We start from the raw sequence: 13,260 nt of genomic DNA on the forward strand, positions 1-13,260 counted from the left end.
CGGGCCCGCGGCGTGTGCCGCGGGCCCGGCCCTCCTTCTGTCAGCCGGTCAGACGGTCCGGTGGTCAGACCAGGGTCGCGAGCACCGACGGGTCGTACGGGACCGCCCCGGCCAGCCCGCCGCCGAGCGCCCGCTCCGCCCAGTCGGGGTTGGCCAGCAGCGGCCGGCCGACCGCGACCAGGTCGAACTCGTCGCGTTCCAGCCGCTCGACCAGTTCCTCGATGCCGGTGAGCCCGGCCGGCCGGGTGAAGCCGTCGGTGAACACGCCCTCGCCGTACTGGCGGTCCAGGCCGACCGAACCGACCGTCACGGCGGCCTTGCCGGTGAGCTTGCGCGCCCAGCCCGCCAGGTTGAGGTCGCTGCCCTCGAACTCGGGCAGCCAGTAGCGGCGGGTGGACGCGTGGAAGGCGTCGACCCCCGCCTCGGCCAGCGGGGTCAGCAGCTGCTCCAGCTCCTCCGGGCTCTCCGCGATCCGGGCGTCGTAGCGGCCGACCTTCCACTGGGAGAGCCGGAAGAGGACCGGGAACCCGGGGCTCACCGCCGCCCGGACGGCCTGCACCACCTCGGCCGCGAACCGGGCCCGGGAGGCCGGGTCGCCGCCGTAGCGGTCGGTGCGGTGGTTGGTGCCGTGCCACAGGAAGTCGTCGATCAGGTAGCCGTGCGCGCCGTGCAGTTCGACCCCGTCGAACCCGAGCCGCTCGGCGTCCGCGGCACCGTGCGCGAAGGCGGCCACGGCGTCGTCGATGTCCTGCTGGCTCATGGCCCGCCCGGCCGGGCCGCCGTCCAGGCCGATCCCGGAGGGCCCCTCGGCGGGCGGTTCGGTGCCCGGGCGCTGCACCCCGGTGTGCCACAGCTGGGGGACGATCCGGCCGCCGGCCGCGTGGACCAGCGACACCACCCGGGACCAGCCCGCCAGCGCCTCCTCGCCGTGGAAATGGGGGACCCCGTCGTAGGCCGCGGCGGCGGGGCGGCCGATGTAGGTGCCCTCCGTGACGATCAGCCCCACCCGGTGGGCCGCACGGCGGGCGTAGTACTCCGCGACGTCCGGGCCCGGCACCCCTCCGGGGGACTTCATCCTGGTCATCGGCGCCATCACGATCCGGTTCGGGACCGTCAGGTCGCCCACGGTGAACGGCTCTCCCAAGCCCGCCATTGTTCCTCCCGAGTTCGTCTGAATTCCGAGCCGGACGCCCCGGGCGATATCCCGCCGCGCCGCGGCGGTGTTTCCGTCCGTCTCATACCGGAGGTCCGTGCGTCGGCAATTCGACGATTATCGGGGCTATCGTTCCCGGCGTCCAGCGGCATCGGCCCGCCCGGCGGCCGACCGCCTTTCTGCACCGCGCCAGGCGATGCACTGCATCGACACAATCTTCTTGACCTTGCCGAAGCGGGTCGCGGATAGTGGTCCGCGGTGGTTCCGCGCCGCCCTTCCGCACCGGCACCGGGCCGTACCCGCCCGTACGCCGAAAAGCGTCTCTTCTGCCGAAAGGCGTCGCGGACAGGTTTTCCGACCAGGGAGAGGCGGCGGAACCGGAATGGAACGGGAATTGGCCGGAAAGCGGGCGGTGGTGACCGGCGGAAGCCGCGGCATCGGCGCCGGCATCGCACGGAAGCTGCTGGAGAGCGGCGCCACCGTCGTCACCACCGCGCGCAAACCGACCGGGGACACCCCGGCCGAATCCGCCTTCGTACCGTCCGACCTCAGCACCGCGGCCGGTGTCCGGGAATTCGCCGACACCGCGCTGGAAATCCTCGGCGGCGTGGACATCGTGGTCAACAACGCCGGCGGCTGTCGGACCTTCCAGAGCGCGCTGGACATCGAGAAGGACTGGCAGTACACCGTCGACATCAATTTCCTCTCCGCCGTCCGGCTCAATTCCGCACTCGTCCCCGCGATGCGTTCGGGAGGCGGCGGCGTCATCGTCCACATGTCCTCGATCGCCACCGTCTCGTCCTATCCGGTGATCCTGCACTACGCCGCCGCGAAAGCCGCCCTGGAGGTCTACCACAAAGGGCTGGCGACCGAACTGGCGCCGGACGGCATCCGGGTCGTCGCGCTTTCCCCCGGGAACGTCATGACGCCGGGCGCGGACGAGGCCCGGGACGGGATCGCCGACTACCTCGGGCTCGGGACGGACACGGCGGACTGGGCCGAGGGGATCCCGCTCGGCCGGATCGGGCGCACCGAGGACATCGCCGAGGCGGTCGGGTTCCTGGTGTCCCCACGCGCCTCCTGGATCACCGGCAGCAACCTCGTCATCGACGGCGGGCGGATCGCGGCACTGTGACCGCCCCCGGGACCGGAAGGACTGACAACATGACCGCGACGGACGACGGGCCCCGCGCCTATCCGTTCGGCCCGACGCACCGGCTCGACATCGACCCGGAGCTGGCCGCGGTCTGCGGCGAGCAGCCCGTGCTGAGGGTCCGTCTGCCGTTCGGCGGGGACGCCTGGCTGGTCAGCCGCTACGCCGACGTCCGCGCCGTGCTGGCCGACCCCCGGTTCAGCCGCGCCGAGGCGGTCGGCGACCACGTGCCCCGCACGGTCTCGGCCGGCCTCCCCCGCACCTCGATGCTGAGCATGGACCCGCCCGAGCACACCCGGCTCCGGCGCCGGGTGGCCAACCCGTTCACCCTCCGCCGGGTCGAGGCGCTGCGGCCGCGCGCCCAGGAGATCGTGGACGAGCTGCTGGACGCGATGATCGCGTCGGGCTCGCCGGCCGACCTGACCAAGGCCCTGACCTGGCCGCTGCCGGTCACCATGATCTGCGAACTGCTCGGGGTGCCGCTCGCCGACCGCGACCGGTTCAACTCCTGGGTCGACGGCCTGCTGACGCTCTCCGACCCCGAGCTGTCCGCCCGCGACCGCGGGCACCTGAACGACTACCTGGCGGGCCTGGTCGCCGAACGCCGGGTCCACCCCACCGCCGACCTGCTCGGCGAACTGGCCTCCGTCGAGGGCGAGGAGAACGCGCTCACCGAGGAGGAACTGGTCGGCCTCGGGGTCAGCCTGCTCTCCGCCGGCCAGGAGGCCACCGCCAACCAGATCGGCAACTTCGTCTACACCCTGCTGACCCGCCCCGAGCTGTGGCGGGAGCTGGTCGCCGACCCCGGCCTGATCCCCGGCGCGGTGGAGGAGCTCTCCCGGGTCGTCCCGATCAGCGCCACCGCCGGGTTCACCCGGATCGCCGTCGAGGACCTGGAGCTCAGCGGGCAGAAGATCCGCGCCGGTGACGCCGTGGTCGCCGAACTCGGGCTGGCCAACCGGGACCCGGAGGTCTTCGAGCAGCCCGACCGCATCGACTTCCACCGCAGCGCGTCCCCGCACGTCACCTTCGGGCACGGCGTGCACCACTGCCTCGGCGCGCAGCTCGCCCGGATGGAACTGCGCACCGTGCTCGGCTCCCTGGTCCGCCGTCTGCCGGGGCTGCACCTCGCCGTCCCGCCCGAGCGGATCAGCTGGCGCACCGAACGCCTCATCCGCGGGGCCGACGCCCTGCCGGTCGCCTGGTGAGCTCCGCCACGGCCGGGGCCGGCCGCCGCCCGGGCGCGACGGGGCAGTCGGAAGGGCCGGGCGCGACGGGGCAGTCGGAGGCCGTACGGGCGGCGCTCGCCGATCCGGCCACCAGCCCGGCCGAGATCATGGCGACCGTCATGGCGGCCTACCGGGACCGGCCCGCCCTCGGCGAACGCGCCCGCGACCAGGCGACGGGGCGGCTGCTCCCGAGGTACGACACCGTCAGCTACGGGGAGCTGTGGGCCCGCGTCCGGGCGCTCGCCGGGGCCTGGGCGCACGAGCCCGGGTACCGGCTGGCCCCGGGCGACCGGATCTGCGTCCTCGGCTTCAGCAGCACCGACCACGCCACCGTCGACCTGGCCGGCGTCCACCTGGGCCTGGTCTCCGTGCCGCTGCACGCCAGCGCGCCGCTCTCCCAGCTGGCGCCGATCGTCGCGGAGACCGGGCCGCGGCTCCTCGCCACCAGCGTCGAACGGCTGGACACCGCCGTCGCCGCGGTGCTCGGGCAGCCGTCGGTCCGCCGCCTCCTGGTGTTCGACCACCACCCCGGGGTCCCCGCCGAGCGCGCCGCCGTCGAGGCCGCCGCCCGGCGGCTGGCCGAGGCCGGCGGCACCGCCGTGCTCGACACGCTCACCGCCGCGGTCGGGCGCGGCGCCCTGCTGCCCGACCCCCCGCTGCACGTCCCCGCCCCGGGCGAGGACCCGCTGGCCCTGCTCCTCTACACCTCCGGCAGCACCGGCGCCCCGAAGGGGGCGATGTACCCGCAGCGCCTCGCCCGCAACGCGTGGTGGGGATTCGTCTACGGGCCCGCCGACGTGCCGTCCGTCGTCGTCCACTACATGCCGCAGAGCCACCAGGCGGGCCGGATGTCGGTGCTGGGCACGCTCGCCCGGGGCGGCCTGGGCTGCTTCACCGCCAGGAGCGACCTGTCCTCCCTGTTCGAGGACATCGCGCTGGTCCGGCCCACCGAGCTGACCATGGTCCCCCGGATCTGCGACATGCTCTTCCAGCGGTACCGCGGCGAACTCGACCGGCGGGCCGGCGAGCCCGGCGACGTCGACGCGGCCGTCAAGGCCCACCTGCGGGAGACCGTCCTGGGCGGGCGGGTGGCGAAGGCCTTCTGCGGGACGGCGCCGCTGTCCGCCGAGGTCGCGGAGTTCGTCGAGTCCTGCCTGGGACTGCACCTGTACACCGGCTACGGCTCGACCGAGGCCGGCGGGGTGCTGCTGGACACCGTGGTGCAGCGCCCGCCCGTCCTCGACTACAAGCTGGTCGACGTCCCGGAGCTGGGCTGCTTCCGCACCGACCGGCCGCACCCGCGCGGCGAGCTGCTGCTCAGGACGAGCGCCGCCATCCCCGGGTACTACCGCCGGCCCGAGCTCACCGCCGCCGTCTTCGACGAGGACGGCTACTACCGCACCGGCGACATCATGGCCGAGGTCGGACCGGACCGGCTGGTCTACGTCGGCCGCACCAAGGACGTGCTCAAGCTGTCCCAGGGCGAGTTCGTCACCGTCTCCCGGCTGGAGGGCGTCTTCCTCGGCAGCCCGCTGGTCCGGCAGGTCTTCGTGTACGGCAACAGCGAACGCTCCCACCTGCTCGCCGTGGTGGTGCCCACCCCGGAGGCGATCGCCCGCGCCGACGGCGACCCGGCGGCGCTCAAGCTGCTGATCGACCGGGAACTGCGGCGCACCGCCCGGGAGAACGGGCTCAACCCGTACGAGGTGCCCCGGGACTTCCTGGTCGAGACCGAGCCCTTCAGCCCGGCCAACGGCCTGCTCTCCGACAGCCACAAGCTGCTGCGCCCCCGGCTCCGTGAACGCTACGGCGCGGCCCTGGAGCGCCGCTACGCCGAACTCGCCGACGAACAGGGCCGGCAGCTGCGGGAACTGCGCCGGACCGGTGCCGACCGGCCGGTCCAGGAGACCGTGAACCGGGCCGTGCGCGCCGTCCTGGGCCGGGCCGACGCCGGCGCGGACACCGGCGCGCGGTTCACCGAGCTCGGCGGCGACTCGCTCTCCGCGCTGTCCTTCACCACCCTCCTGAAGGAGGTCCTGGACGTCGAGGTGCCGGTCGGCGTCGTCCTCGGCCCGGCCACCGACCTGGCCGGGGTGGCGGCGTACGTCGAGGCCCGGCGCACCGCCCCGGGGAGCAGGCCCACGGCCGCCTCCGTGCACGGCGGCGGCGCGACCGAGGTCCGGGCCCGCGACCTCACCCCGGACCGGTTCATCGACGCCCCGACCCTGGCCGCCGCGCCGGGCCTGCCCGGCCCCGCGGAGTCCCCCCGGACCGTCCTGCTGACCGGCGCCAACGGGTTCCTCGGCCGCTTCCTCTGCCTGGAGTGGCTCCGCCGGCTGGCCCCGTCCGGCGGCCGGCTGGTCTGCCTCGTCCGCGGCCGCACGCCCGCCGACGCGGCCGAGCGGCTCGACCGGGCCTTCGGCACCGGGGGCGAGGCGTCCCGGCGGTACCGGGAGCTGGCCGCCGGCACGCTGACCGTCCTCGCCGGGGACCTCGCCGAACCGCGCCTGGGCCTGGACCGGGCGGTGTGGAACGGGCTGGCCGAGTCGGTGGACCTGGTCGTCCACCCGGCCGCGCTGGTCAACCACGTGCTGCCCTACGCCGAGCTGTTCGGCCCCAACGTCGCGGGCACCGCCGAACTGGTCCGGCTGGCGCTCACCGAGCGGCTCAAGCCCGTCACCTACCTGTCCACCGTGGCCGTGCGCGGCGGAGCCGGGCCGTCCGCGCTCGACGAGGACGCCGACGTCCGGGAGGCGATCCCGCTCCGCCGCCTCGGCCGGGGCTACGCCGACGGGTACGCCGCGGGCAAGTGGGCGGGCGAGGTGCTGCTGCGGGAGGCCCACGAACGGTACGGCCTGCCGGTCACCACGTTCCGGTCGGGCATGATCCTCGCGCACAGCAGCTACCCGGGACAGCTGAACGTGCCCGACGTGTTCACCCGGCTGGTCCTCAGCCTGGTGGCCACCGGGATCGCGCCGCGGTCGTTCCACCGCGGCGGCGCGCCCGCGCGGTACGACGGCCTCCCGGTCGACTTCCTCGCCGAGGCGGTCACCGCGCTGGGCACCCCGGGCCCGGACGGCTACCGCACCTACAACGCCTGGAACCCGCACGACGACGGCGCCTCGCTGGACACCCTCGTGGACTGGCTGGTCGAGGACGGCCACCCGATCCGGCGCGTCGACGACTACGACGACTGGTTCGCCCGCTTCACGACCGCGGTCCGGGCCCTGCCGGAACGGCAGCGCACCCACTCGGTGCTGCCCCTGCTGCACGCCTTCGAGCAGCCGGGCGAGGACCGGCCCGCCCCGGCCCCGCGGTTCCGGGAGGCCGTCCGGGCGGCCGGGATCGGGCCCGACCGGGACGTGCCGCGGCTGTCCCCCGCCCTCGTCGCCAAGTACGTCACCGACCTGCGCGGCCTCGGCCTGCTCGACCGGCACCCCTCCCCTCCCCGCCCGCACTGAACGGAGAAGCCCATGGACCAGGACCTCGACGCGACGGTGGACGCCGGACTGCGGCTGCTGGAGGCACGCGACCTCGCCGGCTTCCGGGCCCTGTGCACCCCCGGCGCCACGGTGTGGCAGAACGACGGCGACGGCACCCGGCCGATCGACGCCCGGCTGGAGCGGATCGCCGCGTTCTTCGCCACCGTCGACTCCCTGCGGTACGAGGTCGTGCGCCGCTTCCACAAGCCCGACGAGGTGCTCCAGCAGCACGTCCTGGTGCTGGAGGCGCCGGACGGCACCCGCAGCCGGGTCCACGCCACCACCTACTTCCGCTTCGAGGACGGGCTGATCGCCGAGATCGAGGAGCACCTGCAGTAGCCCCGGATCCCTGGTTCCCTGGATCCGGGGGTCCGTGGGTCCGTGGGTCCGTGGGTCCGGGGGTCCGGGGGTCCCTGGATCCGTGGGGCCTTGTTCCGCTCAAGTCGCTGGTTCGTCAGGGAGGTTCGGTGACCGGCCGAGTCGTCTACGCGTCATTCGAGTTCCAGTTCCCGCTGGGCGGCATCCGCGTCCTGAACCAACAGGTCGCGCTGCTGCGGGCCGCCGGCGTCGAGGCGTACCGCTGGACGCCCACACCGGGCTTCCGCTACACGTGGTTCGACGACGACGTGCCGACGCTGTCCGGGATGACCCTGGACCTCGGGCCCGAGGACGTCCTCGTGCTGCCCGAGGTCAGCGTGCTCCCGGGCCGCGACCCGGCGCCCGGCGGCCGCAAGGTCGTCTACTCGCAGGGGCACTACGTCCACTTCCTGACCTGCCCCGCCCCCGGCCCGTACCCGGGCTGGTCGGCCCGGCCGGCCCTGTGGACGGTCTCGAAGGCGGGCGCCGACATGCTCCGCCGCGCCCTGCCCGGGTTCGAACCGCACCTGGTGCCGAACACCGTCGACACCGGGCTGTTCCGGCCGGCGTCGACCGGGCGGGTCCGGCGCATCGCGTGGATGTCCCGCAAGCGCCCGGTCGAGAGCACGCTGCTCCACCGTCTGCTCCACGCCGACCCGCGGTCCAGGGGCGTCGAGCTGTACGACATCCACGCGGTTCCGCACGAGGAGGTCGCCCGCGTGCTGTCGGACACCTCGGTGTTCATCGCCCTGGGAGCGCCCGAGGGCGAGGGTTTCGGCCTGCCGCCGGCCGAGGCGATGGCCAGCGGCTGCCTGGTGACCGGTTACGCCGCCGGCGGCGGAGCGGAACTGTTCGACTCGCCGTCCGCGTGGCGGATCCCGGAGCTCGAAACGGACCGGCTGGCGGACCGGGCCCTGGAACTGCTCGACCTGCCCGGCCAGGACGAGGTGCGGCGGGCGGGCCGCCGCTGGGTCTCCGAGCGGTACACCACCGAGGCCGCGGTGGAGGCGCTGCTCGACGGCATCCGCAAGGCGCGCGCCCTGCCCGGCGGCGCGGCTCCGGCCACCCATCCGACCGCCTGGATGGAGGAGTTGCTGAGGCGCTTCCCGATCCCGCCGGAGGCGTACGCCCGGGTGGAACCACCGACCGCCTAGGACCCGCCGCCCTTCGGCGCACCGACCACCCCGAATGGAAATGGGGATTACCCCCCGGTTATCGTGGGCACCAGTGCGAACCGGGGGCTCCTCCCCGCTTCCTTCGGACCGAGGTGCGTGCACATGACCCGGAATCAGAGCCCTGGGCGGGGGCAGCGGGCCGCCGACTGGGCGGACGGCCGGCTGGGGATCTACTCCCTGGCCAGGGCGAACCTGCGGAAGATCTTCCCGGACCACTGGTCCTTCATGCTGGGCGAGATCTGCCTCTACACCTTCGTCATCATCATCCTGACCGGTGTCTGGCTGACGCTGTTCTTCAAGCCCAGCATGGGCGAGGTGGTCTACGCCGGCTCGTACGTGCCGCTCAAGGGCGTCCCGATGTCGGAGGCCTACGCCTCCACCGTGGACATCAGCTTCGAGGTCCGCGGCGGACTGCTGATCCGGCAGATCCACCACTGGGCGGCGATCGTCTTCGTCGCCGCCATGTTCGTCCACATGATGCGGGTGTTCTTCACCGGCGCGTTCCGCAAGCCGCGTGAGATCAACTGGGTCTTCGGCTTCCTGCTGCTCTTCCTCGGCATGCTGGACGGCTTCTTCGGCTACTCCCTGCCCGACGACCTGCTCTCCGGCACCGGCATCCGGTTCATCGAGGGCTCGATCCTCGCCGTGCCGCTGGTCGGCACGTACATCCAGATGTTCCTGTTCGGCGGGGAGTTCCCCGGCCACGACATCGTGCCGCGGTTCTTCACCATCCACGTGCTGCTGATCCCGGGCATCATGCTCGGCCTGCTGGTGGCCCACCTGATCCTGGTCTTCTACCACAAGCACACCCAGTGGGCGGGCCCCGGCAGGACCGAGAAGAACGTCGTCGGCATGCCGCTGATGCCGGTCTACCTGGCCAAGGCCGGCGGGTTCTTCTTCCTCGTCTTCGGCATCGTCGCGCTGGCCGCCGCGATCGCGACCGTCAACCCGATCTGGGCGTACGGCCCGTACCGTCCCGACCAGGTCTCCACCGACGCCCAGCCCGACTGGTACATGGGCTTCGCCGAGGGCCTGATCCGGATCATGCCCGGCTGGGAGATCGGACTGTGGGGGCATACCCTCAACCTCGGGGTGCTCATCCCGTTCGCGCTGTTCCCGCTCGTCCTGGGCGCCATCGCCGTCTACCCGTTCATCGAGAACTGGGTGACCGACGACAAGCGGGAGCACCACCTGCTCGACCGGCCGCGCAACGCGCCCGTCCGCACCGCGCTCGGCGCCGCCTGGATCAGCCTCTACCTGGTGGCCCTGGCGGCCGGCGGCAACGACCTGATCGCCACCCACCTGCACCCGTCGCTCAACTCCATCACGTACGCCGCCCGCGTCGGCTTCTTCGCCGTCCCGGTCGCCGTCTTCGTCCTCACCAAGCGCTGGTGCCTCGGCCTCCAGCGCCGCGACAGGGAGAAGGTGCTGCACGGCCGCGAGACGGGTGTCATCAAGCGCCTGCCGCACGGCGAGTTCACCGAAGTGCACGCCCGGCTCACGCCGCGGGAACTGCACCGGCTCACGGCGCACGAACAGCCCCGCCCCCTCGAACTGCCCGCCCCGGTGGACGAGAATGGAGTGGCCCGCCCGGCGGGGGTGCTCACCCGCACCCGGACCCGGCTCTCCCGCGGGTTCCACGGCGAGGGCGGCCGGATCCCCAAGCCCACCGCCGAGGAGTTCCACGAGATCACCGAGGGCCACGGGCACTGACCCGCACCCCCCGATGGCACAGGGAGGACAGGTGCACGACCGAACCGACCGAAGCGACCGGACCGACCGGGTCGACCGCAGCGACCCGACCGACCGGATCGCCGACAGCAGGTACCTCCTGCTCACCACCTTCGGCGAGGACGGCAGCCGGCTGGAGTCACAGCTCTGGGTGGTGCAGGACGGCACGGCCCTCGGGGTCTGGACCCCGGCCCACTCCGGCGAGGCCGAACGGATCCGCCGCCACCCCCGGGTGCTGATCGGCCCCTGCGACGCCCACGGGCGCCCCACCGGCCGCCGGATCCCGGCCCGGGCCCGGCTCTGCGACGCCGACGACACCGCCCGCTACCGCACCTCGCTGATCAACAAGTACGGCCTGACAGCGCTGATCGCGCTCGCCCGCAGCCGGTTCCGGGTGGGGCTGGCCGGGACGGTCGGCATCCGGATCACGCTGAACGAACTGGAACGGCGGCTGGTCGGGCCGGAGTGGCTCCCGCCGGCCACCTACTGCGTCAACTGACGGGCCGTCGCGTCCGGTCGTCGCGGCCGATCGTCAACCTCCGTCGAGTGCCGGGGCCTTGAGAAGGTCTGCCCCGGCACTCGCCGCTTTCCGGCGCCGTCCCGACGCGCTTCGGCGCGGCCGGTGAGAGCGGGCCGGAGGTCACGACAGCGGGTGGGTCGGGACCGGACTGACCTCCTGGATCTCGGCATGGGCCTTGGTGAGCAGCTGCGAGGCGAGCTCGTTGAGCGCGCGGGCCCCCGCGATCTCCTCGCCCACCCTCAGCTGCTCCGGGTCGGAGGGGTGGCGGCTGCTGTAGCCGTGGGCGCGCAGTTCGCTCCCGTCGCGCAGCCGCAGCAGTGCGGCGGCGCTGGTCCGTGCCCCCTCTTCGCGGAACTCCATCTCGATGTGCCAACCGACCAGAGTCTGCATGGCGGATCACCTCCATCGGTTACCCCTCCAGAGTGCGCCGCACCCACCGTGAACACCAGGCCAGCCGGCCGGAGCGGCATCGGGGACGACATCGGCGCTGAGTTGAACACGTTCAACTCAGCCGCGTAGAGTCGGCGGCGCAAGCTATTTGAACGCGTTCAAGGGGGTGTGTCCACGATGGCTTCGCTCACGACGGCTGTGTCCGCGATGGGCCCGGGCACCACGGAACTGGTCGACCTGCTGGTCCTGCTCGGCATGGGTGCCGTCGTCCCGCTCGGCCTCGCCCTGGTCGACGAGCCCGGCCTCGCCCGGGTCCGCCGGCTCTGGCCGCTCGCCGCCGTCCCCGGCGCGCTCTCGCTCTGGCTGCCCCGCGGCGGCGGCCTCGCCACCGGCTGCGCCCTGCTCTACGCGCTCGGCACCCTGGCCGTCGCCCTGCACGCCCCCCTGCGGCTGGCCCGCACCCGCTCGCTCGCACCCGCCGAGGTCGCGGTGCTCACCGCGCTCGCCGCACCCTCGGTCGCCGGGGTCGCCCTGGTCGCCGAACGCTCCGGCTACCCGCTGTTCGGCTTCGAACCGCACATCCTGGCGCTCACCGTCCCGCACTTCCACTACGCCGGATTCACCGCCGCCCTGGTCGCCGGACTGGTCTGCCGCGCCGCCCGCCCGGGCTCCGCCCCGGCCCGCTGCGCGGCCCTCAGCGTCCCGGCGGGCACCCTGCTGGTGCTGGCCGGCTACTTCCTCGGCAACTGGTGGCAGTTCGCCGGAGCCGCCGTCCTGACCACCGGAATGTGGCTGGTCGGCCTGGTCACCTGGCGCGACCTGCGCCCCCGCACCGGCGACCGGACCACCGCCCGCCTGCTCGCCGCCTCCTCGGCCGTCCTCGCGCTCACCATGCTGCTCGCCCTGTGGTGGGCACTCGGCCGGGCCGCCGGACTCCCCCACCCCACCCTGACCTGGATGGCCGCCACCCACGGCGTCGGCAACGCGCTCGGCTTCGCCCTCTGCGCGCTGCTCGCCTGGCGCCGGATCACCGCGGACCGGACCGACGCCACCCGGACCGACACGACGGAGACCCCCCGATGAACGACTACAGCTACCCCGAACAGGGCGCCAGCCACACCGGCCACCTCCCCGCCGGCTACAACCACCTGCGGCACAGCACCCTCATCGGCCACGGCCGCCCCGCCCTGGAAGCCGCCGGCGCCGCCCTGCTCGACTGGCGGATGCACCGGCTCGCGGGCGTCCGCATCGACGCGACGGCCGACCGCGCCGCCCCCGGCGTCGCCGTGCACTGCGCCATCGGCCTCGGCCCCCTGCGGGCCGGCGCCCCCAACCGGGTCCTGGCCACGGTCGACGGCCCGGACCGGTACGGCTTCACCTACGGCACCAGGACCGGCCACCTGGCCCAGGGCGAGGAAACCTTCCTGGTCGCACTCGCCCCCGACGGCGAAGTCCGCTTCTCCGTCACCGCCTTCAGCCGCCCCGTCGCCTGGTACGCCCGCCTCGCCGGCCCACTCCTCCCCCTCACCCAACGCGCCTTCGCCCACCACTGCGGACGCGTCCTCACCCGCATCGCCACCCAGGCCACCTGACCAGCGCCCCAGCACCATCAACCCCCCGATCCCCCGGCACACCCCCCGCTCGCCACCACCGTCATCAACCAGCCCGCCCAACACTTCGGGCCCACACTCACCCACATCGCGGTGCAGACCGCCCCGGCGATGGCGGAGTGGCCACCCGAGCACCCCGCGAAGGCCAGCCGGACGGCGACCCGGTCGAGCGGCAACCACCCGACGGCAGAGGCCAGTCGGGAGAAGCTCTGCCCGAAACCGAAGGCCCGCAACTGGCCCGCAGCGCGGCGCAGACCGCCTGGAGGGGCACCTCACCGCCACCGCCATCAATCAACCGGTCCACCTGGCCCACTCATTCACCAACCCATGGCCGCCCGCCGCTGCGGCCCGAACTCGTCCCCGTCGCGGCACCGACCACCGGGGCGACGGCGGAGGGATCCGGCTGGGCGGCAGGACCACTCAAGTACCTTGCGGGGGCCGGTCGGATAGCGAGCCGGTC

At 73.6% G+C, this 13,260-nt stretch carries 11 protein-coding genes; 9 read left to right on the forward strand and 2 right to left on the reverse strand.

What is annotated here, in order from left to right:
* Nucleotides 1–64: 64 nt before the first annotated feature.
* Nucleotides 65–1,153 carry an NADH:flavin oxidoreductase gene (locus tag ACWDD9_RS22630; RefSeq protein WP_449812501.1) on the reverse strand — a complete coding sequence of 363 codons (1,089 nt, stop codon included), beginning with the start codon at nt 1,151–1,153 and terminating at the stop codon, nt 65–67.
* 382 nt (nt 1,154–1,535) lie between these two features.
* Between ACWDD9_RS22630 and ACWDD9_RS22635 the strand changes: the two genes are divergently transcribed.
* The 7 genes from ACWDD9_RS22635 to ACWDD9_RS22665 all read left to right on the forward strand — a co-directional run bounded on the left by ACWDD9_RS22635 (nt 1,536) and on the right by ACWDD9_RS22665 (nt 10,779).
* The gene (locus tag ACWDD9_RS22635) at nt 1,536–2,288 is read left to right on the forward strand and encodes an oxidoreductase (RefSeq protein ID WP_074002290.1); all 753 of its coding nucleotides are present in this window, start codon (nt 1,536–1,538) and stop codon (nt 2,286–2,288) included.
* Between the two features lie 29 nt (nt 2,289–2,317).
* Entirely contained in the window at nt 2,318–3,514 is a 1,197-nt protein-coding gene (locus ACWDD9_RS22640) for a cytochrome P450 (RefSeq protein ID WP_049658615.1), read from the forward strand.
* Complete coding sequence (car, locus tag ACWDD9_RS22645; RefSeq protein ID WP_449812502.1) at nt 3,511–6,996, forward strand: carboxylic acid reductase; 3,486 nt, start codon at nt 3,511–3,513, stop codon at nt 6,994–6,996. The genes ACWDD9_RS22640 and car overlap by 4 nt, the downstream gene beginning before the upstream one ends.
* A gap of 12 nt (nt 6,997–7,008) precedes the next feature.
* Nucleotides 7,009–7,356, forward strand: coding sequence for a nuclear transport factor 2 family protein (locus ACWDD9_RS22650; protein ID WP_049658964.1), 348 nt, complete (start codon nt 7,009–7,011; stop codon nt 7,354–7,356).
* Between the two features lie 128 nt (nt 7,357–7,484).
* Nucleotides 7,485–8,528, forward strand: coding sequence for a glycosyltransferase (locus ACWDD9_RS22655; protein ID WP_449812503.1), 1,044 nt, complete (start codon nt 7,485–7,487; stop codon nt 8,526–8,528).
* Between the two features lie 123 nt (nt 8,529–8,651).
* Entirely contained in the window at nt 8,652–10,262 is a 1,611-nt protein-coding gene (qcrB, locus tag ACWDD9_RS22660) for a cytochrome bc1 complex cytochrome b subunit (RefSeq protein WP_449812504.1), read from the forward strand.
* Between the two features lie 31 nt (nt 10,263–10,293).
* Entirely contained in the window at nt 10,294–10,779 is a 486-nt protein-coding gene (locus tag ACWDD9_RS22665; RefSeq protein ID WP_449812505.1) for a PPOX class F420-dependent oxidoreductase, read from the forward strand.
* Nucleotides 10,780–10,920: 141 nt separating this feature from the next.
* On the opposite strand, the gene ACWDD9_RS22670 is transcribed toward ACWDD9_RS22665, so the two are convergent.
* Nucleotides 10,921–11,190, reverse strand: a complete 270-nt coding sequence (locus tag ACWDD9_RS22670; protein ID WP_049655118.1) for a DUF1876 domain-containing protein — start codon at nt 11,188–11,190, stop codon at nt 10,921–10,923.
* A gap of 177 nt (nt 11,191–11,367) precedes the next feature.
* Here ACWDD9_RS22670 and ACWDD9_RS22675 point away from each other — a divergent pair, with 177 nt between their 5' ends.
* Both ACWDD9_RS22675 and ACWDD9_RS22680 read left to right on the forward strand, forming a co-directional pair.
* Nucleotides 11,368–12,273 carry a YndJ family protein gene (locus ACWDD9_RS22675; protein WP_449812506.1) on the forward strand — a complete coding sequence of 302 codons (906 nt, stop codon included), beginning with the start codon at nt 11,368–11,370 and terminating at the stop codon, nt 12,271–12,273.
* On the forward strand, nt 12,270–12,782 hold the full coding sequence (locus ACWDD9_RS22680) for a DUF1990 family protein (protein WP_449812507.1): 513 nt from the start codon (nt 12,270–12,272) through the stop codon (nt 12,780–12,782). The genes ACWDD9_RS22675 and ACWDD9_RS22680 overlap by 4 nt, the downstream gene beginning before the upstream one ends.
* Nucleotides 12,783–13,260: the final 478 nt, after the last annotated feature.

This window comes from Kitasatospora sp. NPDC001119, from assembly GCF_053598475.1.

Coding starts and splice junctions, on each gene's coding strand:
- ACWDD9_RS22630 (WP_449812501.1), bottom strand. CDS start 1,153: ATGGCGGGCTTGGGAGAGCCGTTCACCGTGGGCGACCTGACGGTCCCG.
- ACWDD9_RS22635 (WP_074002290.1), top strand. CDS start 1,536: ATGGAACGGGAATTGGCCGGAAAGCGGGCGGTGGTGACCGGCGGAAGC.
- ACWDD9_RS22640 (WP_049658615.1), top strand. CDS start 2,318: ATGACCGCGACGGACGACGGGCCCCGCGCCTATCCGTTCGGCCCGACG.
- ACWDD9_RS22650 (WP_049658964.1), top strand. CDS start 7,009: ATGGACCAGGACCTCGACGCGACGGTGGACGCCGGACTGCGGCTGCTG.
- qcrB (WP_449812504.1), top strand. CDS start 8,652: ATGACCCGGAATCAGAGCCCTGGGCGGGGGCAGCGGGCCGCCGACTGG.
- ACWDD9_RS22670 (WP_049655118.1), bottom strand. CDS start 11,190: ATGCAGACTCTGGTCGGTTGGCACATCGAGATGGAGTTCCGCGAAGAG.
- ACWDD9_RS22675 (WP_449812506.1), top strand. CDS start 11,368: ATGGCTTCGCTCACGACGGCTGTGTCCGCGATGGGCCCGGGCACCACG.
- ACWDD9_RS22680 (WP_449812507.1), top strand. CDS start 12,270: ATGAACGACTACAGCTACCCCGAACAGGGCGCCAGCCACACCGGCCAC.